The organism is Streptomyces sp. ISL-36, assembly GCF_018614205.1.
In the GTDB taxonomy this organism is placed as follows: Bacteria; Actinomycetota; Actinomycetes; order Streptomycetales; family Streptomycetaceae; genus Streptomyces.
The window spans coordinates 62,094-85,113 of the sequence record NZ_JAGGOS010000047.1; the positions used below are offsets into that span (position 1 = coordinate 62,094).

Genomic DNA, 23,020 nt, shown 5'->3' on the forward strand with positions numbered 1-23,020 from the left:
ACCATGGACAACGAGATTCAGCTGATCAGCGACGGGGATGGGCTGACAGTCATGGGGAGCGCGAAGGATGTCGAAAACTTCCTCGCTTCGGAGGGACTGCCGTCCAAGAGCCTCGGACCGCGATGGTACAAGTGCGTCTTCGCCACGGGTGCTGCAGTCGCCGAGGCAGGATCGGAGATCGCCGCCAACTCCGCTCACTGGGTGAAGCTGACCCCGAAATCGGCGCTGCTTCTCAAGAAGTATGGCCTGAGGGAGAGCGCGAAGACGGGGCTCAGCACGGGTGCGCTGAAGGGGCAGAAGGGTCAGATCAAGGGATTCCTCGAGTTCGCGCACGCGCCCCGATCGCTCCTGTCCAACCCGGCGACTCTTGCCAACGCCGGGAAGTTCATGGCGCAGGTTGCGATGCAACAGACCATGGACGAGATCACTGACTATCTCGCCGCGATCGACAAGAAGGTCGACGACGTACTGCGTGCCCAGAAGGACGCTGTGTTGGCCCGCATGATCGGAGTGGGCTTCGTGATCGAGGAGGCCATGACCATCCGAGAGAAGCGGGGCAGGGTCGACGAGGTCACCTGGTCGAAGGTGCACGCCGCGCCGGCGACGATCGCGGAGACGCAGGCGTACGCGCTGCGTCAACTCGACGCGCTCGCGGAGAACATGGAGCGTCAGACCAAGATCGGCGATCTCGCCACGATGGTCAAGGAGGCTGAGGGCATCATTCGAGAATGGCTCGCCGTTCTGGCTCGCTGTTTCCAGTTGCAGGACGCGATCGCCGTACTCGAACTCGACAGGGTGCTGGACGCGTCCCCCGATGAGCTCAACGGGCATCGCCTCGGCCTGAAGGCCGCCCGGCAGGGCCGGCTGGAGCACATCTCGCGGAGCACCGAAACTCTGCTGGCCAGGATGAACGCCGCTGCTGGCGTGGCCAACGCGAAGGTGTTGCTGCACCCGACCACATCCCCGGCTGTAGTCCAGTCGAGCAACCAGGTCGCGACCGGCGTCCATGACTTTCACGTGCGGCTCGGAATCGAGTCCGGTGGCGACTCATCTGAGGCGAGGCGATGGACGGAAGCTGCCCTGGAGGTGAGGGACAGAGCGTTGGAAAAAGGAGTAAATGGTGTTGGTGCTGCCCGAAGCCTGGGCAACGAGACCCTCGACCGGGCCAACTCGGTGAAGAACAAGCTCTCCAGCGGTATCGCCGAGCGAGCGCGTCGTCTGCGCGGGAACGACGAGCAAGGCGAGAAGAAGACTGAGTGAGCGCCGACCATCCTGGTATGCCGGACGACTAACGCACCCTCCTGCCGGCTCTGCACCAGAAGGATCACCCGTCCGGCCCTGAGCCGGGTGGTCGGCATGGCTTCCCGCCGCGTCGGGCATGTGGCGGGAGACGTCACTCGTCTAGCGTGGCCAGTAGGCTGGCGGTGAGACGGACGGGTCCACACGCTCGAAGCGGTGCTTGCTCACCGGGTTCAAGCCCTTGATGTGAATCAGCTGCTGTGTGTCTGCTTCGTTGAGCTCGCCGACGATCAGGGGCATGGCTGCTACCACCGCGCCCATAGCCAGGCCCAGACCGGCCATGCCCTTGTGCGCCTGGCTGAAGCGGATGTGGTGCATGCCCGACTTCTTGATGGCCTCTGTCTCCGACGGATCCTCCAGCTGTCGGGCGTCCCTGGTCAGGAATATGTCGAAACCTTTTCTCGCAGCATCGGGGAGAAGCGTGAGATCCTTCTTGCCCGCCCACTTGATCTCGCTGACGTGCTTGACCTCATGACCGGGCAGGATCCGTCTGAGCATCTCCAGCACCTGGACGGGGACGTTCTCGTCGATGAGGATCCGCATCAGGCAGCGCGCGCTCCCGTGCTGTAGCTGTCCACGTAGAGCGCGAAGGAAGCAGCGTCACGTGCTGCGTCAGCGGTGACGCCGGGGTAGTAGTCGGCGATCCCCTCCGGCGGGATGCCGTCCTCGATCAGCTCCGCGACGGTGTCGAAGGGGATCCTCGTGCCCGTGATCACGGGCTGTCCGCCCTGGGTCTCGGGGTCGACAGTGACGTGCTGCTTCGGCTGGAGCAGGTGGGGGACGACGACGCCGGCTCTGGGAGCGAACTCCTGGAGGATGTCGGCCATGGTGGCGATCACCCGTTGGCCAGGGCGTTTGACCAGATCGGTGCCGTGGTCATCGTGGCCTGCGAGGACGATCGAGTCGCCCTCGGCCACCAGGGAGTAACTGGACAGGTGCTCGACCTCCCCGATTTTTTTCAGGGTGGCCAGGGCTACGCGGATCTTCTGGAGTGACACGTCCTGGCGAAGGTGGGCGAACGCGCGCAGCGCGAGTACGTCGCGGAAGGAGTACAGGGCCGGCCTGGCTGCCAGCTCGGGCTGAAGGATCGGCCCGTTGCCACGGTCCTGCCTCCACGTGCGCAGTTGTCCGACCGTCGCTCCCGAGAGGGCGGCAGCCATGCGGGTCGAGTACGCCATCCGCTGCCTCCCATCCTGGTCGCGTGCTGTGGGGTGCCATCATCCCAGTTCTCCGAGCGGGAACGCTACAGAACGACGAGAGCCCAGATGCTCCAGATCTTCTGCGGCGAAGCGGTGAAACGTCCAGCGTGCGTGAGCCGTGCGTGAGCGGACAGGTTGGCACGGGCCGGACCGGACGAGCACGTGCCTCTCGGTCGCACGCCGCTGACCAGCAAAAACAGGACCCAGTGCCACGGCTTGGCATCTACCGTCACGATCTCGCAAGCTCTCGTAATGCGTAGGTCTCGGGTTCGAATCCCGAAGGCGGCTCAGAGAAAGGCCAGGTCAGACACTGTCTGACCTGGCCTTTTCTGTTACCGGGGCGTGGCAAGCACGCGGTCGGAGTGCCGCGGGTTTGCTTGCGTGAGCGATGCTTGAGCGGAGGGGCTGGACGGGCGTCCACGCAAGACGCTCGCCACACTCGGGGCTTCGGCGTAGGACTCAGTGGTTCGAAGCCACGTCCGCCGCATCGTGCTCCGGCTTCGCGATCCCCCTCGGGTTCATCACGCGCACCAGCCGGTCCTCGGCGCTGCCGGTAGCGGCGGAGACGAGCATCTCGGTGACCAGCACATCGCCTTCGCGGGCCGTCAGCAGCAACCGGGTTTCCTTCTCCTCCCGGAGGACGACCTTGACCGTGTAGGTGAGCTTGGTCGAGTCGTAGCCCATCTCCATGCGAGGGCATCGCCCGGCCGCCTCCAGAACGGAGCGCGGAAAGCTCTCCTGGGTGGAGGGCCAGGTCCGGGCCAGGAGGTAGGAGCCGCGCTGTTCGTTGCGGAAGCCGGCGACCCTGTCCTCCTTGTTGTCCCGGCCCAACACGCCGAACAGTGGCTCACAGGATGCCGGCGACACATCGGAGGTCTCCGACTCCACTCCCTCGAGAACCGGTTCCACCACCCATCCGGCATCTTCCAGCTGCTCTCGCGCAACCGAAGGGCGTCCGTCTCCGCCGCAGGCCACAAGGCCCGCAAGGAGAAGTAGCGCACCCGGCCCCCGCATTCTCCTCACCCGAGGTATTCCGCGAGATCCGGATTCTCCGATGCCGCCAGAGCCACCAGCTCTGCCACCTCGAGCTCCCCTTCGCCCAGCATCAGCCGTTCAACCGAAACGTCGAACCCGAGCATCTCGGGGGAGAGGCTCGGCTGCTGCACCGTGTCGAACTCGCGGGCAGCCAGCAGCCTGCGATGGACTACCACCGCGATGGCCACATCCCTCGACGAACATGCCGCCGCATTGCGGCTGCGAGCGATCTCTGTCGCGATAGTCAGAATCTCGCGCGAGTCGGCGGTGAAGCGCCGCACTAGCTCACCCCCGTCAATGCCCTAGACGGGCTGTAGTACGTCGGGAGCGTCCAGACATTGCCGTGCTGCCCGAAGTGCGTTCCCACGGTCCGGTAGTACCACGTACTCGTTCGCTTGGTCGCCGAATCGTTGACCTGGATGACCGTTGCTGTGCTGTAGCTGGTGACCCCCGCTCCGTGGGCGTACCAGTCCCCGTCGCGGAATATCTGCAACTGGGCCCGAGTATTCGCGTCATCGAGCGAGTCCGAGCACTTCACCCGCACGAACCCCGTCACTGTCGTGCCGCTCGCCGACCACGGAGTCCCCTGGCCCTGGTCCCACCCACAGGTGATGGGGTGAGGCGCAGGAGCCGCGTTGCTCGGCGCTGCCCCCAGCGCGACGAGGGCTCCCGTCGCCAGGAGCACGGCTGCTGTCTTCTTGAACGTGAGCATGGAGAATTCCCCGTCTCTTGTTCGGAGGCGTCCGCCTGGTCGTGCTGGACGCAGCGTACGACTCTGCCCCAGCAGGCCATCTGGCGGGAGGAATTCACATCAGGTTGGCGAATTTCCACGAATCTGGCCGACGTTGCCCGTGTGGAATGTGTCACTCCTGGGTGGGCGCTTGGAGGAACGCGCAAGAAGATCGACTCGTAAACCTCGACCAAGCGTCACTGCAACCTGTTCGACAACGTACTTCACTGCGTCATTCCCAACATGACTGCGGTACTGGGATTGCCGGGAGGAGCGGCTGCGACGGTAAGGCGAAGCTCCTGGTAGGCGGGTTAACGCGCGACACCGCGATGGCCCCCATATCCTCAACCGCAGCCAGAATTCAGCTCTTCGGGTTCTTCCGCTTGGCCTCCTTCTTACTGTCGGCCTGGGCCTTCTCCATCCGCTTCGTCCTCTTGGCGTCCTTCGCGGTCTTGCGGTCCTTCTCCGCCTCGGCCTTGCGCTGGAGGGGGACCAGTTTGGCGGTGGCTTCGGCGGCGTTCTTACCGACGTGGGGGAGGACGCTCTGGTAGATGTCGCGCGTGATCCGGGTGTCGCGGTGCCCGAGGGTGTCCGACACGATCTTGATGTCGATGTCGATGTCGATGTCGGCAGCGAGCATGAGCGTGGCCGCGCCGTGCCGGAGGTCGTGCAGCCGGATCGGCGGCAGCCCAGAGGCTGCGACCAGCCGCTCGAAGAGAATCGGTCTTGCCGGGGTGCAGCCAGGAGCCGTCCTCCTGAGTGAAGACGAGGCCGGTGTTCACCCAGGCCGACCCCCACTCCGCGCGGTCGGCGTTCTGCTGCTTGCGGTGCCGCTCCAGGACGCCCACGGTGTCGTCATCGAGGGCGACCACCAGGAAGCCGCTGTCCGTCTTCGGCTCGGACGCCTCGACCTCCCAGCCGTCCTGCACGAGCTGCCCGGTCACGGTGAGGGAGTGCCGGTCGAGGTTGGTCTCCGACCACGGCTGCCCGCACGCCTCACCTCGCCACAGGCCGCGGAACGCGATCAGGTGCCACATCGCGTACAGCCGGTGCTCGGCGACGAAGTCGAGCAAGGCGCCAGTCTGTTCGGGCGTCCAGACCATCACCGGAGAGGGCTTCTCCCCAGTCTGCTCCCACTTGGCGACCCGCTCGTCCGCCCACACCAGAGCCTTGGGCTTGCGCACCGGGTCGATTCCGACGTAGCCGCTGGGTTGAAGGTGATGATCTGCTGCCCGATCGCGTCGTTCAGGGCCGCTCGGAGCGTGGCCTTGTTCGTCAGGGCTGGCGAGAGTTCAGATGGCATGGTTCACCGCCCAGCACCACCCGGGATGAGCGTGTGGCCCTCGTGGTGCGTAGGTCTCGGGTTCGAATCCCGAAGGCGGCTCGGTGGACCCCGGCTCGGGCATCGGCCGAGCCGGGGTTCCTGGTCAGCCGGTCGGCTGGTCGCGGTCCTGTTGGGCCAGGAGGTAGCCGGCCTGGAAGCGGCTCTCGGCGCCCAGGGCCGCCATCACGTCCGCGACGTGGCGGCGGCAGCTGCGGACGGAGAGGCCCAGGCGGCGGGCGATGGCCGCGTCGGTCAACCCCTCGGTGAGGAGGCGGACGATGGTCTGCTTCAGCTCGTCGGAGATGTCCATGATCGTCTGCCGGTCCCACTCGGTCTCGAACGGCAGCGCCTCCAGCCAGAGCCGTTCATAGGCCCCCGTCATGAACGACACCAGGTTCGGCTCGCGGACGAGCACCGCCGCGTGCGGGTCGTCCGGGACCGGGATGACGGCGGTGCTGCGGTCGAAGATCAGCATCCGCATGAACTCGTCGTCCAGCGTGCGGACCTGCGCCCCCAGCCGGCCCACCCGCTCCACATACGCGCACGTGCCCGAGGAGAAGCGCGCGGTGTGCTGGTAGAGGACGCGCATCCGTACGCCGCGGCGCAGGAGCTCCTCGTCGCGTGCGACCGCCTCCTCGAGGACCTCGGCCCGTCGGCCGCCGCCCGGTTGGGCGGTCATCACCTCGCGTTCGCAGGTCCGGCCCAGTTCGGTGATGGCCTCGCGGACGGCCCGCAGGTCGGTGAGGACCTCGATGTACTCCGCCTGACGGAGATGGGTCAGTTGGGCCAGGTGGGACTCGAACAGCGGCATGAACGCCATCAGTTGTCCCCGGGTGCGCTCCATGTGCAGCCGCCTGGCCCGCATCTCCCGCTCCAGCGGTCCGAGGGTGCGCTGCACCGCCTCGTCCGGCGGGACCGGCAGCAGCGCTCGTTCGGGCGTTCGCCGCAGCAGGCCCATGTCGAGGAGGGACGAGACGGCGGACTCCACGCGGGCGGGTGGCAGCCCGAGTTCCTCGGCGAGCTCCGCCGGGTGCGCCGGGTGCGCCGGGTCGCGGGCCAGGGCGCAGATGTAGACGCGGGCCAGTGGGTCCTCTGGCGTAAGCCCGTCCACCCCCTGCGCTATGTCAGTTGTGTCCATGAATCCCCCTGTTTATGACGCCGTCCTCTTGCTGCCATGCAGCCTAATGATCCATACGCCCCGCCCCATAGGCATGCGAACGCGGATACGTTCATCTCACCGCCCACAAGGTCAAAGCTCACAGAGCTCGTGAAGCACGCGAAGCTCGCACAGCATCTGAAACGCGTTGAACCTCCTCGCACCGACCCGAACTCACGCACACGCGGAAAGAGAGCAGACGACATGAAGCGGCGGATCCGCAACACCGTGCTCGCCACCCTGATCACCGCCCTCGCGGGCCTCACCACCGCCACCGCGGCCCAGGCCGCCGGCAGCGGCGCCGGCACCGACGACACCGGGTGGGGAGCGGCCGTCCTCGACACGACGGTCGCCGGCACCGAGACCGCTACGGACACCGGCACGGCCGCGGGCACCGACGACACCGGCTGGGGCACTCCGGTCCCCGGACCGGGCACGAACGACACCGGCTGGGGATGACCGCATGACGCTGCTCGACTGCACCCTGCGCACCAGCGGGCAGCTCACCGGCGGCGCGCCGTCCCCGCAGCTGGTCACCGACTACCTCGCGGTCTGCGCACGGCTCGGCATCGACGTGATCGAGCTGGGACGCGTCCACGATCCGGCCGACCGGCCCGGAGCCCCGCTGCCCGGCATCTTCCCGACCGCCCCCGCCGACCGGTACGGACCGCGCTTCGCGGTCATGCTCGATGCCGCCGAGCTGCCCACGAGCACCGCCGGCGCCGCCGCGGCCACCGACCGCATCACCCACCTGCTCGCCGGCACCCCCCTGCCCGTCGGTCTGGTGCGCGTCTCCGTCCGCTACGACCAGGTGGCGCGCGCCGCCGCCCCGCTGGACCGGCTGCGCGAGGCCGGTTTCGGCGTCTGCCTCTGCCTCGCCGAGATCGACCTCGCCTCCTATCCCGAACTCGACCGCTGTCTCGCCGACACGGCGTCCCTCGGCCCGCTCGACGCCGTCTTCCTCGTCGACTCGCTCGGCTCGCTCCGCCCCGAGCGGGTGATCGAACTCGTCCAGTCCACCCGCGCCGCGGTGCCCGCCCCCGTGGGCATCCACGCCCACGACAACCAGGGCTTCGCCCTCCACAACACGATGGTGGCCCGGAGCGCCGGCGCCACCTGGCAGGACGCCGCCGTGCACGGGATCGGCCCGGGCGCGGGCGTGACCCGCACCGAGCAACTCCTCGCCCTGCTCGGCGCCACGCCCGACGACCTGAACCCGCTCCTCGAACTCATCGCCACGCACTTCGCCCCACTGAAGCGGCGGTACGGCTGGGAGGCCGGGCCGCGCCAGGTCATGGCCGGCCTCGCCCGGATCCCGGTGGCGTCGGTGCGGGGACTCGACACGCACTGAACCGCGGCCGCTGCCCGGCTCCGCGCCATCGGCCAGCACACCCGTCTCGCCCTCTTCAGGAGACCCGTATGCCCTTCACCGCACCCATCCTGCCCCCGGGGGAGCCGGCCGCCGCCGTCACCCCGTACGGCGCCGCCACCCCCACCACCCCGCCCGCCCGGCGGGCCCACCGCACCGGAGTCACAGGAGTCGCCATGGCCAACCGCTTCCGTATCGACCGGAGTTCCGCAGAGGAGGAGTTCGGTCTTGCCTGCCAGCGGCTGATCCCCTGGGCCGGGGCGGCCGAGGAGCCGCCCGTGGGCGCCATGGCCTGCTTCCTGCGTCCCGGTGGCGACTCCGACCCGGACTGCCACGACCAGGACGAAGTCATGATCGTCCTGGTCGGCACGGGCAGCGTCACCCTGGACGGCCGCCTCGAGCCGCCGTTCGGCGCGGGCGACATCGTCGTACTGCCGCGTAACCAGGAGCACGTCGTGCACAACACCGGTGACGCCGAACTCAGTTGGGTCTCCCTGTACTGGCCGCTGCGCGAGCCCGCCACCCGTACCGACACCGACACCCGTACCGACACCGACACCCGTACCGACACCGACGCCGACATCGAAGCCGGCACCGGCGCTGGCACCGGCACCGAGACGCACCAGCAGAGCGACCGGCACAACCACCACGAGCAGAACGAGGAGATCGCGGCATGAGCGCGCCCACCGAGACCGCGTACTGGATCACCGCCACCCCGCCCACGCCCAACGGCGACCTGCACATCGGTCACCTCGCCGGGCCGTACCTCGCCGGTGACGTCCTCCGCCGCTACCTCGCCGCCGAAGGGACCGGCACCGTCCGCTACACCACCGGCCTCGACGACCACCAGAGCTATGTGCCCGTGCGCGGGCTCAACGACGGCGGCCGCAAGGGCGAGGAGGTCGCCGACGGCTACGGCGCCTCCATCGAGTCCGTCTGGCACCGGTCCGGCGCCGACTTCGACGCGATCGTCCGCCCTCGCAGGGACGTCGGCTACCAGTCGGCCGTCCAGGAGTTCTTCCAGCGCCTCTTCGACACCGGCCACATCGTCGCCCGTACCAAGCCGCTGCCGTACTGCGCCGGCTGCGAGCGCTGGCTGTACGAGGCGTACCTCAAGGGCGACTGCCCGCACTGCGGCTCCGGCTCCAACGGCAACGCCTGCGAGCCCTGCGGCCGCCCCAACGACTGCGCCGACCTCGTCGACCCGGTCTGCACGGCATGCGGCGCCGCCGCCGAACTGCGCGACTGCGAGCGCCTCTACTTCCCCCTCGCGCCGTGGGAGGAGCAGCTCGACGCCTTCTGGCAGGACGTCGACATGCCGCCCCACCTGCGGGCGCTGTGCGAGCGGATGAGGGCCGAAGGGCTGCCCGAGATCGCGGTCAGCCACCCCTCCGAGTGGGGCGTGCCGGTGCCCGTCGCGGGCTTCACCGAGCAGCGGATCTACGTCTGGTTCGAGATGGCCCCCGGCTATCTGCTGGAGTGGCGGGGCTGCGGCGAGACCGGCCCGGCACCCGCGCCGGTGCAGTTCTTCGGCTTCGACAACGGCTACTTCCACGCCGTCCTCTTCCCGGCCGCGTTCCGCGCGTACGACCCCTCGATCGCGCTGCCCGAGGCCTTCGTCGTCAACGAGTTCTACCGCCTCGAGGGACTGAAGTTCTCGACCAGCCGGCGCCACGCGATCTGGGCGCACGAGGAGCTCGCCCGCACCGGCGCCGACGTCCTGCGCTACCACGTGCTCTCCGACCGCCCCAACGGGCGGCAGACCAGCTTCAGTTCGGCCGCGCTGGAGATCAGCAGGGCCCGGCTCGCCGATCGCTGGGACGGCTGGCTCGGCCGGCTCCTCACCGCCGTCGCCGAGGACACCGGCGGCACCGTCCCCGCCGAGGCCCCGCAGGGCCCCGCGTGGGAGCGGCTGCGCGCCCGGCTCACCGAGACCGTCGGCCAGCTCCGCGAGGCGTACGGGATCGGCGGCTACGACGCCCGGCGCGCGATCGCGCTGCTCGACGAAGTAGTCGCGTCGGCCGAGGACTTCGGGTACGTGAACGGCTTCGAGAACGAGCGCCCGGCCGGTGCCGCCGCGTACCGTGCGGCCCTCGCCGCCCAGCTCGCCGTCGCCGCGGCCCTGTCGGCCTGGGCCGCGCCCGCCCTGCCGTTCGGTTCCGCCCGGCTCGCGGAACTTCTCGGACTCCCGGCGGTACGACGGGTGGACGCGTCCGCCCTGACGCCGATGGCCCCGGGCGCGCCGGTGGCGGCCTGGCCGGGGGCGGTCTTCAGTGGCTGAGTCCACGCTGCCGCGCGGCGCGGTCGTGGGGCCCTTCTCGGGGCCCCGGGCCGCGTGGGGCGAGCACCTGGAGCGGGCCGCGGAGCTGTACGGGGCCGTGAGCTGGGAGCTGTACGACGACCGGGGAGAGGCGACCACGGCCCGGCAGATCGCCGAGGCCGTGGTCGCCGAGGGCCGGCACGCGCTGGTGATCGGCCACTTCAACAGCGCTGGGGCGCGGGCCGCGCTGCCCGTGTACCGGGCGGCGGGGCTGCCCGTCCTGCTGCCGCTCGCCACGACGCCCGGTCTGCTCGACGACAGCGCGGGCACGATCCTGCGCTGGTGCCCGGACGACCGCGCACAGGCGGTGGACCTGCTGGCAGCCGTCCGGGCCGCGGGCCACACGCGGGTCGCCGTCACGCACGACGGCAGCGCGTACGGAAAACACCTGGCCCACCTCGTACGGGCCGCCCGGCACCCGCGCGAGGAACGGTCCCCCGTCCTGCCGTCGGGCCCGGTGGTCTCGGACGGCAGCACCCCGGCAACGGGCGCGGTCCCGGTACCGGCGGCGCTGGCACCGGTACCGGGCTCGCGATCGGCATCGGCGTCGGCGTCGGTGCCGGTACGGGCCTCGGAGCCGGTACGAGAGTCGGTGCCGGCCGCGCCGGCAGCGGTGTCGGCGTCGGCGCCGGGGCACGAGGCCGTCGGCGCCGGCACGGTCGACGGCGGCTCCCGCGAGCTCGTCGACCGGGCCCGTCCCCAGCTCCTCGACGGTCCCGGCCCCGAGCCGGTCGACCGGCCCGGCGCCGGGGCGGCCGGCGAGTTCACCGCCGTCGTCGTGTGCGGCACGCACGTCGGGGCCGCGCGGGTCGGGCGGGAGTGGCGGGCGGCTGGTTTCAGCGGGGCGTTCTACTTCACCGACGACTGTGCGGTGGACGAGTTCGCCGCCCTGCTCGCGGAGCCCGCGGCACCCGCGGCATCCACGGGGGCCGCGGGTGGCGCCCATGTCGCCCGTATGCGGGGCGGCCCCGAGGCGCAGGTCACCGCGGCCTTCGAGGCCGCGACCGCCGCGCTCGCCGAGGATCCGAACAGGAGGGGGCGGAGTCTTCTCGCCGCCGTGCGCGCGCATGCCGATCGGGGTTTCACGGCCCTCGGCGAGCCCGTCCCCGGGAGCGTCGGATGGGACCTGGTCCCCGTACCGCCCGCTCCCGCTCCCGCTTCCGCTCCGGCGTCCTCGTCCCGTGCCCACGAGCCGCACGGCACCTCGCACGGCACCTCGCACGGCCGGGCCTACGACGTGATCGTCGTCGGAGCCGGGGTCGTCGGCGCCGCCACCGCCTCCGTGCTCGCCCGGCGCGGTGCCCGGGTCGCGCTCGTGGCCCCCATGGACGGAGGCACCGACCACGCCACCGCCTGGTCCGGCGGGCTCGTCCGGTCCTTCGAGGCCGACCCGTACCTGCGCGGGCTCGCCCTGCGCAGTCACCGCCTGGCCTGGGGGCCGGCCGCGCTGATCCCCGGACCGTACGGATTCGTGGCCACCGGGTCGCTCGTGCTCTGCGGCGACGCGGACCTGGAGCAAGCCGAGAAGGGTGTCGCCGAGCTCAACGGCGCAGGCGTCCCGGCCGAGCTGCTGGAACCGGACGCCCTCAGCGACCGTTTCCCCGGCCTCTCCGTCGCCGGAGTCACCGCCGCCGTCTGGGAGCCCGAGGCCGGCTACGCCGACCCGCCCCGCACCGCCCGTGTCTACCGCGACCGCGCCCTCGCCAACGGGGCCCGGCTGCTGCCGGCGCGGGTACGGGAACTGGTCGCCCCGCCCGGGGCCGACCGGGTCCGGGTCCTCCTGGAGCCGGGCGGGCCCGTCGAGGCCCACGCCGTGGTCCTGGCGGCCGGCAGCGGCACCGGGGAGATCGCCGGACACCGGCTGAGCGGCTCCGACGCCGGGCGCACCAAGAGCATCCGGTACGGCTTCTTCCACCACCCCGACACCGCCGGCCTGCCGACCGTCGTCGACATGGTCACCGGGGTCTGGGGCCGCCCCCAGCTCTCCGGGGAGGCGGCCGGCGGCTACATGGCCGGGCGGCCCGTCGACGAGTGGGACGTCCCCCCGGGCGGCGAGGACTCGCTGACCGACGAGCACGTGGCGTACATCCGCGAAGGGGCGGCCGTGCGCTGGCCCTGGCTCGCTGATCCGGCCACCCGCTTCCTCGGCGGGCGGCGCGGTGTCGATCTCTACACCCCGCACTCCCGGCCCCACCTCGGCCGTGAACGGGCCGGCAGCCGGATCGTCCTCGCGACCGGCTGGTCGGGTGCCGGTTTCAAGACGGCCCCTGCCGCCGCCGAACTCGCCGCCGCCGAAGCCCTGGACGTCCTCGCGGGCTCCTGAACCCCCGCCCACCGAACGACCCTTCCCTGGAGGTGACACCCATGACGGACCTCTTGCCCCGACCGGCCACGCCGAAGAACCCTGCCACGGCGAAGGACGAGAACCCGATGGCGGCCCCCACGTCCGCCGTGGCCACCGACACCGCCACCGACACGGCCACGGCCACCGACACCGCCGCGGCCAGCGACACGACCACCGACAACGCCTCGGCCGGCACCGGCACGGGCACCCGTCTCGGTGTCCGGGCCCTGGTGGTCTTCTACGTGAGCAGCCTCGTCGGCACCGGGATCCTGCTGGTGCCCGGGCTCACCGAGCGGCAGGCCGGACCGGCCGCCCTGCTGGCCTGGATCGCCCTGGCCCTCAGCTCGTACCCGTTCGCCCGCTTCTTCGCGGAGATGTCGGCCTGGCGTCCCGACGCCTCCGGACTCGCCGCCATGGTCGCGGCCGGGTTCGGCAGGCGGCCGGGGCGGGCGGCCGCCCTGCTGCTCGTCGCGACCTACGTGATCGGCAACCCCGTCATGGGCATCGTCTCGGCCCGCTGTCTGCTCGGCCTGCTCGGCCACCCGGACGGGCCGGTGTACCCGGTCGCCATCGGCTTCATGGCGCTCTCCGCCGCGTTCACGCTCCTCGGCCTCACCGCAGGCGCCCGGGTCCAGGCGGCCTCGCTGCTCGTGCTGCTCATCGGCCTGGGCGGCGCCGTGGCGCTGGCCGTGCCGCGGTTCGACGCCGGCGCGTACACGCCGTTCCTGACCCACGGCTGGGGCGGTGTCGGCATCGCGGTGGTCACCGCCTTCTTCTCCTTCCTCGGCTGGGAGAACGTCTCCACCCTCGCCGAGCAGGTGGAGGACCCCGCGCGCAGCTACCGCCGGGCGATCCGCTGGGCCGTACCGATCGTGGGGCTGCTGTACGTGGCCGTCACCGCCGCCTACCTCGCCGTGCCCGGCGACCAGCCCGTCGTCATCACCGCCCTGTTGGGCGCCTCCCTGGGCGATGCCGGAGCCATCGTCGGCGATCTCCTCGCCCTCGGACTCGCGATCGTCGCCACCAACGCCTGGGTGCTGGGCGCCACCCGTGTCGTACGGGCCGCCGCCCGCGACCGCATCCTGCCGCGCGCCCTTGCCGACCGGCCGGTGCCGGCCACCGTCGCCCTGGCGCTGGCCTACGGCGCCGTCCTGGGCGCCCTGATGCTCACCGGCACCGGTGAGGAGCTGGTCCTCATCGTCACCAGCAGCGCGTTCCTGCTGCTGTACACCGTCGCGGCGACCGCGGCGCTCAGGGCCCGCGACACCGGCCGCGCGCTCCGTGTCAGCGCCGTCGTGACGCTGCTGATCGCCGCCGTCTTCCTGTCCTTCGCCGGTACGGGGCTGCTGCTCGCGCTCCTGCTCGCCGCCGGCTGTGTGGCCCTCACCTTCCGCCGCCCGACCACCTGACCCTGCACACACGAACCTCCGGCAACCTCCGCGAACACCCGCGCATTCCACGTACGTCCGACGAAAGGCACACCGACCATGACCCGCGATCTGACCCCCGTCTACGACGTCGTCGGCGTCGGCTTCGGCCCCGCCAACCTCGCCCTGGCCATCGCCATCGAGGAGTACAACGAGTCGGCCGCCCCGGGCGAGGAGCTGACCGCCGTCTTCCTGGAGAAGCAGCCGTCCTTCGGCTGGCACCGGGGGATGCTGATCCCGGACGCCACCATGCAGGTCTCGTTCCTCAAGGACCTGGCCACGATGCGCAACCCCGCCAGCCGCTTCGGCTTCGTTCCGTACCTCCACGACCGCGGCCGGCTGGTGGACTTCATCAACCACAAGGTGCTGTTCCCCTCCCGTGAGGAGTTCCACGACTACCTCCAGTGGGCCGCCAACGGCGTGGACCACCTGGTCCGTTACGGCCTGGAGGTCACCGCGATCCGGCCCGCCGGGCAGGCCGGCCCCGTGGTCGAGGTGGACGTGGCGGCGCTCGGCGGCGACGGCGTCGAGTCCGAGGCCGTGACCTACCGGGCGCGCAACCTGGTCCTCGGCACCGGACTCGTGCCGCGGCTCCCCGAGGGGATCGAGTCCTCCGAACGCCTCTGGCACAGCAGCGAGTTTCTGCACCGCCTCGCCGGTCTGCGCACGTCGAGCCCGCGCCGCTTCGTCGTCGCGGGTGCCGGACAGAGCGCCGCGGAGATCGCCGACCACCTGCACCGTACGTACGAGAGCGCCGAGGTCGTCGCCGTCCACACGCGGTACGGCTACAGCCCGGCCGACGACAGCCCGTACGCGAACCGCATCTTCGACCCGGAGGCCGTCGACCTCTACCACGGTGCCGACCGCGAGGTGCGCCGCAAGCTGATGGACTACCACCGCAACACCAACTACGGCGTGGTGGACATGGACCTGATCGAAGAGCTCTACCGCCGCTCGTACCAGGAGAAGGTCCGCGGCGAGCAGCGGCTGCGCATCATGGGCGCCTCGCAGCTCACCTCGGTCGAGGAAGGCACCGACGAGGTGCGGGTGCAGGTGCGCAATCTCGCGACCGGCGAGACCGAGGCGCTCACCGCCGACGCGGTCGTCTACGCCACCGGCTACACCGAGCCCGACCCGGCCCGTCTGCTCGGCGAGCTGAACGCGGCCTGCGAGCGCGACGAGGACGGCCGGCTGCGGGTGCACCGCGACTACCGGGTGCACACCGGGCCGGAGGTCGAGGCAGCCGTCTACCTGATGGGCGGCACCGAGCACAGCCACGGCATCACGGCCAACCTGCTGTCGATGGCCGCGGTCCGGGCAGGGGAGATCTGCGACTCGCTGGCCGCCCGCCGCCGTTCCGACAGGCGAGCGCCGGTGGCGGCGCGCGGCTGAACCCCGTAGAACACGACCGCCGGACGACACCGCACCCGTACGAAGAGGTAACCATGAGCACCACCGCCGAGCAGGCCCCCGTGCCGGACGCATCCGCACCGGACGCATCCGCACCGGACGCATCCGTGCCGAACGCATCCGCATCGGACGCATCCGCACCGGACGGAGCGCGGCAGGCCCCCGCCCCGGACGAGCTGGCGACGACCGAGCGGACCCGGCTGCGCCGGATGCGTCACAAGGGCAGCCACCGCCGCGCCGATCTCGACGCCGTGCTGGCCGCAGGGTTCCTCTGCCATCTCGGCGTCACCGTCGACGGCACGACGATGGTGGTGCCCACCGCGTACGGCACCGACGCGGGCCGGCTCTATCTGCACGGCTCGGTGGCCAGCCGGAGCCTGGTCCAGGCCCCCGACACCACCGTCTGCGTCACGGTGACGCACGTCGACGGACTGGTGCTCGCCCGCTCCGTCTTCGAGCACGGCGTCAACTACCGGTGCGCGATGATCTACGGCGTACCGCGGCTGGTCACCGACCCGGAGGAGAAGCTGCGCGGTCTGCGGGCGCTCACCGAGCAGTGCGCGCCGGGCCAGTGGGAGTACGCCCGGCAGCCCAGCCGCAAGGAGCTCGCCGCGACCGCCCTGATCGCGCTCGACCTCACCGAGGCCTCGGTGAAGATCGCCAGTGGACCGCCGGACGACGGTGACAGCCCGGACGCCGAACTGGGCCTGTGGGCCGGTGTGCTGCCGGTGGTCACCACGTTCGGGGCGCCGCTCGCCGATCCGGTGCTGCCGCCGGGCATCGAGCCGCCGGCCCATGTGAAGGACCGCGCCGGGCGGGTCCTCGGAGCGCAGGAGGGGCCATGACGCCACGTACCAACAGCGAGGCCCGGGCCGCCGACCGCGCCCATGTCTTCCACTCCTGGTCCGCGCAGGCGCAGACCGAGCCGTTGCCGGTGGCCGGCGCCTCCGGTGCGTACTTCTGGGACCACGAGGGCAACCGCTACCTCGACTTCTCCTCCCAGCTCGTCTACACCAACATCGGCCACCAGCACCCGCGGGTCGTCGCCGCGATCCAGGAGCAGGCGGGACAGCTGTGCACCGCCGCCCCGAGTTTCGCCGTCGACGTCCGCTCCGAGGTGGCCCGGCTGATCGCCGAGCACACGCCCGGAGACCTGGACCGGATCTTCTTCACCACGGGCGGCGCGGAGGCGGTCGAGCACGCGGTACGGATGGCCCGGCTGCACACCGGCCGGCCCAAGGTGCTCTCCGCGTACCGCTCGTACCACGGCGCCACCTCGGGGGCGATCCATCTGACGGGCGACCCGCGCCGCTGGCCCTCGGACACCGGCACGGCCGGAGTGGTCCACTTCTGGGGGCCCTACGCCTACCGGTCGTCCTTCCACGCGACGGACGAGCAGCAGGAGTGCGAGCGGGCCCTGCGACACCTGGAGGAGACGATCGTCGGCGAGGGGCCGGGCACGATCGCGGCCGTCCTGCTCGAAACGGTGGTCGGCACGGCGGGTGTGCTGGTGCCCCCGGACGGCTATCTCGCCGGGGTGCGCGCACTGTGCGACCGCCACGGCATCGTGTTCGTCCTCGACGAGGTGATGGCGGGGTTCGGCCGGACGGGACGCTGGTTCGCGGCCGACCACTGGGGTGTGGTCCCCGATCTGCTCACCTTCGCCAAGGGGGTCAACTCCGGGTACGTACCGCTGGGCGGTGTCGCGATCGGCGAGAGGATCGCCGCCACCTTCGCCGACCGGCCCTACCCGGGCGGGCTCACCTACTCCGGTCATCCGTTGGCCTGCGCGGCGGCGGTGGCCACCATCGAGACGATGCGCGCCGAGCGCGTCGTGGAGCACGCCGCCGACCTCGGCGAGCGCGTGCTCGGCCCGGGGCTGCGTGAACTCGCCGCCCGCCACCCGAGCGTCGGCGAGGTCCGTGGCCTCGGCGCCTTCTGGGCACTGGAGTTGGTCACCGACCGGACCACCCGCGAGCCCCTCGTCCCCTACGCGGCCACCGGCGAGGCGGCCGCCCCGATGGCCCGCGTCGCCGCGGCCTGCAAGGCCGCGGGAGTGTGGCCCTTCACGCACATGAACCGGATCCACGTCGCCCCGCCCTGCAATCTGACGGACGCGGAGGCGAAGGAGGGGCTGGCCGCCCTGGACGAGGCGCTGACGGTGGCCGACGCGGAGGCGGCGGCAGCGAGGACAGCGCGAGCATGACGGCATCTCGGGTGTAGCAACGCTGAACAGTCCTTGTAGAACTACGCGCTTGTGCTGACGCGTCGGGGTGGGGCAGGTTCGCCGGTATGCGATCCGACTCACCCTGGCGCGTGCCCGACTTCCGTACGCTCTTCTCCGCGGCCGTCCTCAGTCACCTCGGCACCAACGTCGGACTCGTCGCCGTCCCGCTGGTCGCCGTCGAGGAGCTGCACGCCGGCCCCGGCGAGGTCGGCGCCCTCGCCACCTTCTCCACCCTCGCCTTCCTGCTCATCGGCCTTCCGGCCGGAGCATGGGTCGACCGGATGCGCGGGCGACGGGTCCTCATTGCCGCCGAGGCGGCGCGCGGACTGCTCTTCGCCTCCGTCCCCGTCGCCTGGTGGTGCGACACCCTGACCCTCGGTCAGCTCTACGCGGTCGTGCTCCTCAGCGGCTGCGCCATGGTCTTCTTCGACGTCACGGGGCAGAGCGTCCTGCCCCAACTGGTCCCACGGGGCGGGCTCGTCCAGGCCAACGCGGCCATGGTCAGCCTGATGGCCGTCACCAACGTCGCGGGGCGGGGCGCGGGAGGCGGCCTGGTCCAGCTGCTCACCGCCCCGCTCGCGGTGGCGGGTACCGCGGTGAGCCATCTCGCCTCCGCCGTACGGCTCCTGTGGCTGAAGGAGCGGGCCGCCGCGCCGGCCGCACACCCGCGTCGGCGGGAGCCGTTGCGCGCCCAGATCGCCGCGGGCGTACGGCACGTGCTCGGGAACAGGGAGCTGCGGGCGCTCGCCCTCTCCGCGGCGCTCACCAACCTCGGTTCGCAGATCCTCAACACCATGATGCCGGTGCTCTTCGTCCGCGAGCTCGGGCTCTCGGCGGGCGTCCTGGGGATCTACTGGGCGGCCGGCGGCGTCGGCCTGCTGCTCGGATCCCGCTGCGCCCGCGCGGTCGCCGCCCGCGTCGGGTTCGGCCGCACCCTTGGTCTCGCCGGCCTCCTGCTCGCGCCCGCCGGTCTCCTCGTCCCGCTCGTCGGGCGCGGCCCCTGGCTGTGGGTCGCGGGCGTGGGCTGGCTGCTCGCCATGTTCAAGACCGGGATGGACAACGTCCTCGGTGTGAGCCTGCGCCAGCGCATGACGCCGGACGCCATGCTCGGCCGCATGAACGCCACCTTCCGGTTCCTTCTCACCGGGGCCCTCGCGATCGGTGCCGCGGTCTCGGGCGTTCTCGGTGAGATCGTCGGGGTGCACCCCACGCTGTGGGTGGGCGGGGCCCTTCTCGCCACCGCCTTCCTGCCGGTGTTCCTCTCCCCGGTCCGGACTCGCCGCGAACTGCCGACGGACGCGGTACAGGGCGAAGGGGCGGCCGCGGGGCTCACGCCTCGCGCGCCGACCGCCCCCGTACGGGAGGGGTGAGCGTCACAGGGGCGGCTCAGTCGTCCAGGATCTCCACATCGAGGCGGCCGACGTGACCGGCGTCGGCCAGGACATCGATCGCGGTGATCCGCCCGTCGAGCACCGTGAACTCGAGCACCGTGAGGTCGGGCACCGCGAGGGCGGGCCCAGTGAAGCCGGGCGCTGCGCGGCCGGGTTCCGTGCGGCCGGGTTCCGTGCGGCCTGGGCTCGTAAGGCCTGGGCTCGTAGTGCCTGGCGCCGGGAGGCCTGGCCTCGTAGTGCCTGGCCACGGGAGGCCTGGTCCGGCGAAGTCTGGGCCTGGGAGCCCTGGGCCCGCACGTTCCTCAGCCACCGGCGGCTCCCCGTCCGGCACCCACGCCAGGCCGGCCGCCCCGTCCACCAGCGCGAGCCTCGCCGCCCGTGCCCGGCCGGCGAGGCACTCGGCCACCGCCCGCGCCCCCTGCGCGGCCGTCACCCCGGCCTGTAGCGCCTCGGCGTCCGCCCGCAGCGTCACATCAGGGTCGAGGAGCGCGAGCAGCGCGTCGGCGTCGCCGTCCCGCGAGGCGGCGAGAAAGGCTGCGACGACCTCCCGCTGCCGGGGCAGGTCCGGTTCCGGCATCTCCTCCGTCCCCTGCACCCGCAGCCTGGCCCGGCTCGCGAGCTGCCGGGTGGCGGCCGGGGTGCGGTCCAGAAGGGGGGCGATCTCCTCGAAGGGAACCGCGAACATGTCATGGAGCACGAACGCCAGCCGCTCGGCCGGCGTGAGAGTGTCCTGGACGGCGAGCAGCGCCGCGCCGAGCGGGTCGGCGAGCAGCGCCTGCTGCTCGGGGTCGGTGGCCTGTTCGGGCCGGTGCGGCTCACCGGGCTCGCCGGCGGCCCACGGATCCCACGGCTCCTCGCGGCGGGCCACGCGCGAGCGCAGCCTGTCCAGGCAATCCCGCGCGACGATCACCGTCAGCCGACCGCTCAGATCCTCGACGCCACTGGCCTCGGGGCTCCGGGTGCCGGAGCGGCTCAGCCGCAGCCAGGCGTCCTGGACGGCGTCCTCCGCCTCGCCGAAGGAGCCGAGCATCCGGTACGCGACGGCTCGCAACCGCGGCCGGTGGGCCTCGAAGCGATCGGCGAGGAGTGAGTCGTCCCGGGGCCCGTCAGCCCCGGGCGCGCCGGGCGCACTGGCAGCACCGGCAGCATTGGGAGAACCGGGAGCCCCGGGATCACCAGGCACGCCGAGGGCCGGCCCCCCGGTGGAGGGCCGGTCCGAGGCGGGCTGCCTGGTCAGTCGCCGTGCCCCGGTCCGCCGCTGCCGAAGCCGCCGCTGGAGATGCCACCCCACTTGCGCTTCTCCTCGCTGGGCGGTTCGGGTGAGGTCTCGGTCCCGGAGGTTCCGGAGTCCTTGAGCTGGTACGGCATGAGTCGGTGCTCGCCGTCGGTCTGAGGCATCTCGGCAGGCCTGCGGTACTCGGACATCTCACCGGGTAGGCGGTCCGTCTCCGGCCGGTGCGGCTGCTCCTCCGGCTTGGGCGTCGGGCTCTCCCTGTCCCGGATCCTCATGCCGAGCACGAACGCGCCGATCAGGACGGCGACGACGACCAGGCCGCCGAGGACCTGGGCCAGCCCGGACTGCCAGACCTTGGCCGCCAGGACGACCTCTTCAGAACTCATGACAAATGCGTTCATATCTCAGCAATACCCCGTCTCGCGGCAGAGAGGCATTTCTGGAGGGCCGAACTCGTGGCAAACCTCGTGTGAAACATTTCCGGGCGCCCGTCGCGTCATTGAGGTGTACAGCGACGACCACACCACGTGACACCACGTGACCGCGACGGAGGGAGGGGCATGAGAAAGTCCCGCGCGGACGAGTTCCTGGAGTTCGCCTCCGCACGAACGGGGCACCTGTTCCGGTCGGCCTGCCTGCTGACCAGCGGCGACACACACCTTGCCGAGGACCTGACGCAGGAGACGCTGGGCCGGATGTACGCCCTGTGGGGGCGGATGGCGCGGATCGACAACCCGGCCGGCTACGCGCAGACCGTGCTGGTCCGCACGTTCCTCAGCCACCAGCGGCGCCGCTCCGCGACCGAGCGCCCGCTCGGGGAGGTGCCCGAGCGGGCCCCCGACAGGTGGGACGACCCGGTGCTGCGGATCGCGCTGCTCGACGCGCTGGCTGCGCTGGCGCCGAAGGACCGGGCGGTCGTGGTGCTGCGGTACTGGGAGGACCGCAGCGTCGAGGAGACCGCCGATGTCCTGCATGTGAGCTCGGCGGCGGTACGCACCCGCTGCACGCGCGCCCTGGCCAAGCTCAGGGAAAGGCTCGGCGGCAGCATCGTCGAGTTCGCCCCGCGCTGACCCTGGCGTCGGCGTTTTTCGAAACTCTTACTTTCACCCATGGACCGGAGACGGTGATTCGGCATGCCTCTGAACGAGGGACACGAAGGATTCGAGGAGGAGCTCGGTGAGGCCCTGCGCCGCACCGGCGACGGCTTCGCCGCGGACAACCGGAGCGAGCTGGTGACCGGCGGGCTGAACCGGGGCCGGCGCCGTCTGCTGCGCCGCCGGGCGACCGCCGTGACCGGCAGTGTGCTGGCCTTCGCGGTGATCGGCGTGGGCGGGGTCTACGGCGGCGACCTGCTCGGCTCGGGCGGAGCGGCCCAGGGCGCCTCGGTGGCGGGCCCCGCCCCGACCAAGGGCCCCGGCGAGTCCGCCGGCGACAAGCCCGTACCGGCCGACAAGGGGGGGATGGAGGCGCAGATCCCAGTCGCGGAGATGGCGGCCGTCCTCAAGGCGAACACCCCGGCCGGCGACTGGACCGTCACCGACGAGAACGGCAGGGGACAGCACGTCGCGGCCGTCTACGACGACGGCAAGGGACCGGCGGCCGTGTCCGTCGGCCTCTACCGGGCGGGGGAGGGCGGCGAGGCCGGCGAGGGCCAGGTCACCTGCCCGGACGAGACCTACGTCCCGCACGACTCCTGCACCAGCGAGAAGCTGCCCGGCGGCGACCGGCTGATGGTTTTCCAGGGGTACGAGTACCCGGACAGGCGCGTGGACACCAAGAACTGGCGGGCGGTCCTGCTCACCAAGGACGGGTTCCTGATCGACGCGAGCGAGTACAACGCGGCCGCCGAGAAGGGCTCCCCGGTCAGCCGCACCGACCCGCCCTTCACCCCCTCCCAGCTGAAGTCGCTGGTCACGGCGGCGGGCTGGCGCCCCCTGCTTGAGCAGCTGCCGGTGAACAAGATCGAGCAGGGTGGGCCGGGCGCGGACACCGCGCCCCCGGAGGCGGACGGCGCGGCCGTGCAGGCGACCCTGCGCTCGCTGCTTCCCAAGGGCCTGACGGTCGTCTCCAAGGGCGGCGACAGCGCGTTCGCCTACGTGGTCGTGAACGACGGCAAGGGCAAGAGCCTCGTCGAGATCAACGTGCAGAACGGCATGGGCGATGTGGCCGGGGAGCTGTTTGGCAGCGGGGCCACCACGCTGCCCGACGGGCGGCTCGTGAAGGTGACCCAGCGGCCTGGCGAGAAGGGCGGCGCGGGCGTGGTCTGGTGGACGGCCGACACCCTCACCAAGGACGGTTTCCGGGTCGTGGTCTCCGCGTTCAACACGGGCGCGCAGCACGCCGACGCGACCCGCGCCGAGCCGGCGCTGACGACGGAGCAGCTGAAGGCGATCGCCCTCAGCCCCAAGTGGACGAAGTTCGCCACGCGGTGACGCGGTGACGCGGTGACGCGGTGACGCGGTGACGCGGCGAGGCTGTCACGCATTGGGGCAGTGACGCAGTGACGCAGTGACGCAGTGACGCAGTGACGCAGTGACGTAGTGGCGGCAGGAGGC

21 protein-coding genes and 1 pseudogene are annotated in these 23,020 nt (G+C 71.4%); 13 read left to right on the plus strand and 9 right to left on the minus strand.

Annotated features, from left to right (window positions below; all coding sequences use genetic code 11):
* Positions 1–3 precede the first annotated feature (3 nt).
* Positions 4–1,260 (plus strand): hypothetical protein, encoded by a 1,257-nt coding sequence (locus J7E93_RS13030; protein WP_215068707.1) that lies wholly within the window; start codon positions 4–6, stop codon positions 1,258–1,260.
* 141 nt (positions 1,261–1,401) lie between these two features.
* Here the strand turns inward: J7E93_RS13030 and J7E93_RS13035 are convergent, their stop codons facing one another.
* The 7 genes and pseudogenes from J7E93_RS13035 to J7E93_RS13065 form a co-directional block, all read right to left on the minus strand.
* Positions 1,402–1,842, minus strand: coding sequence for a DUF5615 family PIN-like protein (locus J7E93_RS13035; protein ID WP_215068709.1), 441 nt, complete (start codon positions 1,840–1,842; stop codon positions 1,402–1,404).
* Positions 1,842–2,477, minus strand: coding sequence for a DUF433 domain-containing protein (locus J7E93_RS13040; RefSeq protein ID WP_251066468.1), 636 nt, complete (start codon positions 2,475–2,477; stop codon positions 1,842–1,844). Before J7E93_RS13040 ends, J7E93_RS13035 begins: the two co-directional genes overlap by 1 nt.
* A 480-nt stretch (positions 2,478–2,957) precedes the next feature.
* Entirely contained in the window at positions 2,958–3,332 is a 375-nt protein-coding gene (locus J7E93_RS13045) for a hypothetical protein (protein WP_215068711.1), read from the minus strand.
* A gap of 185 nt (positions 3,333–3,517) precedes the next feature.
* Positions 3,518–3,814 carry a hypothetical protein gene (locus J7E93_RS13050; RefSeq protein WP_215068712.1) on the minus strand — a complete coding sequence of 99 codons (297 nt, stop codon included), beginning with the start codon at positions 3,812–3,814 and terminating at the stop codon, positions 3,518–3,520.
* Positions 3,814–4,245: a hypothetical protein gene (locus J7E93_RS13055; protein WP_215068714.1), complete on the minus strand. Its 432-nt coding sequence runs from the start codon at positions 4,243–4,245 to the stop codon at positions 3,814–3,816. Before J7E93_RS13055 ends, J7E93_RS13050 begins: the two co-directional genes overlap by 1 nt.
* Positions 4,246–4,624: 379 nt before the next feature.
* Positions 4,625–5,533: pseudogene (locus J7E93_RS37020) on the minus strand (site-specific integrase); the annotation flags it as partial.
* A gap of 157 nt (positions 5,534–5,690) precedes the next feature.
* Positions 5,691–6,725, minus strand: coding sequence for a LuxR family transcriptional regulator (locus tag J7E93_RS13065; protein WP_215068716.1), 1,035 nt, complete (start codon positions 6,723–6,725; stop codon positions 5,691–5,693).
* A gap of 222 nt (positions 6,726–6,947) precedes the next feature.
* On the opposite strand from J7E93_RS13065, the gene J7E93_RS13070 reads away from it, so the two are divergent.
* From J7E93_RS13070 to J7E93_RS13120, 10 genes are all read left to right on the plus strand, one after another.
* Complete coding sequence (locus tag J7E93_RS13070; protein WP_215068719.1) at positions 6,948–7,202, plus strand: hypothetical protein; 255 nt, start codon at positions 6,948–6,950, stop codon at positions 7,200–7,202.
* Between the two features lie 4 nt (positions 7,203–7,206).
* On the plus strand, positions 7,207–8,094 hold the full coding sequence (locus J7E93_RS13075) for a hypothetical protein (RefSeq protein WP_215068721.1): 888 nt from the start codon (positions 7,207–7,209) through the stop codon (positions 8,092–8,094).
* A 68-nt stretch (positions 8,095–8,162) separates the two neighbouring features.
* The gene (locus J7E93_RS13080) at positions 8,163–8,789 is read left to right on the plus strand and encodes a cupin domain-containing protein (protein WP_215068723.1); all 627 of its coding nucleotides are present in this window, start codon (positions 8,163–8,165) and stop codon (positions 8,787–8,789) included.
* Positions 8,786–10,393, plus strand: coding sequence for a class I tRNA ligase family protein (locus tag J7E93_RS13085; protein WP_215068725.1), 1,608 nt, complete (start codon positions 8,786–8,788; stop codon positions 10,391–10,393). The genes J7E93_RS13080 and J7E93_RS13085 overlap by 4 nt, the downstream gene beginning before the upstream one ends.
* Entirely contained in the window at positions 10,386–12,755 is a 2,370-nt protein-coding gene (locus tag J7E93_RS37795; RefSeq protein ID WP_215068727.1) for an FAD-dependent oxidoreductase, read from the plus strand. Before J7E93_RS13085 ends, J7E93_RS37795 begins: the two co-directional genes overlap by 8 nt.
* A gap of 41 nt (positions 12,756–12,796) precedes the next feature.
* Positions 12,797–14,185, plus strand: coding sequence for an APC family permease (locus tag J7E93_RS13095; RefSeq protein ID WP_215068729.1), 1,389 nt, complete (start codon positions 12,797–12,799; stop codon positions 14,183–14,185).
* Between the two features lie 78 nt (positions 14,186–14,263).
* The gene (locus J7E93_RS13100) at positions 14,264–15,595 is read left to right on the plus strand and encodes a lysine N(6)-hydroxylase/L-ornithine N(5)-oxygenase family protein (protein WP_215068731.1); all 1,332 of its coding nucleotides are present in this window, start codon (positions 14,264–14,266) and stop codon (positions 15,593–15,595) included.
* 227 nt (positions 15,596–15,822) lie between these two features.
* Positions 15,823–16,458 carry a pyridoxamine 5'-phosphate oxidase family protein gene (locus J7E93_RS13110; RefSeq protein ID WP_215068781.1) on the plus strand — a complete coding sequence of 212 codons (636 nt, stop codon included), beginning with the start codon at positions 15,823–15,825 and terminating at the stop codon, positions 16,456–16,458.
* Positions 16,455–17,819, plus strand: a complete 1,365-nt coding sequence (locus J7E93_RS13115) for an aspartate aminotransferase family protein (RefSeq protein WP_215068733.1) — start codon at positions 16,455–16,457, stop codon at positions 17,817–17,819. The genes J7E93_RS13110 and J7E93_RS13115 overlap by 4 nt, the downstream gene beginning before the upstream one ends.
* An 86-nt stretch (positions 17,820–17,905) precedes the next feature.
* Positions 17,906–19,210 carry an MFS transporter gene (locus J7E93_RS13120; RefSeq protein ID WP_215068735.1) on the plus strand — a complete coding sequence of 435 codons (1,305 nt, stop codon included), beginning with the start codon at positions 17,906–17,908 and terminating at the stop codon, positions 19,208–19,210.
* A 16-nt stretch (positions 19,211–19,226) separates the two neighbouring features.
* Here J7E93_RS13120 and J7E93_RS38040 read toward each other — a convergent pair whose 3' ends face one another.
* Together J7E93_RS38040 and J7E93_RS13130 are read right to left on the minus strand one after the other, a co-directional pair.
* Positions 19,227–20,522, minus strand: a complete 1,296-nt coding sequence (locus tag J7E93_RS38040) for a sigma-70 family RNA polymerase sigma factor (RefSeq protein WP_308368477.1) — start codon at positions 20,520–20,522, stop codon at positions 19,227–19,229.
* The gene (locus J7E93_RS13130) at positions 20,465–20,866 is read right to left on the minus strand and encodes a DUF6479 family protein (RefSeq protein WP_215068738.1); all 402 of its coding nucleotides are present in this window, start codon (positions 20,864–20,866) and stop codon (positions 20,465–20,467) included. Before J7E93_RS13130 ends, J7E93_RS38040 begins: the two co-directional genes overlap by 58 nt.
* A 159-nt stretch (positions 20,867–21,025) precedes the next feature.
* On the opposite strand from J7E93_RS13130, the gene J7E93_RS13135 reads away from it, so the two are divergent.
* Positions 21,026–21,535, plus strand: a complete 510-nt coding sequence (locus J7E93_RS13135; protein ID WP_215068740.1) for a SigE family RNA polymerase sigma factor — start codon at positions 21,026–21,028, stop codon at positions 21,533–21,535.
* A gap of 63 nt (positions 21,536–21,598) precedes the next feature.
* Positions 21,599–22,897, plus strand: coding sequence for a hypothetical protein (locus J7E93_RS13140; RefSeq protein ID WP_215068742.1), 1,299 nt, complete (start codon positions 21,599–21,601; stop codon positions 22,895–22,897).
* The last annotated feature ends 123 nt before the right edge of the window (positions 22,898–23,020 follow it).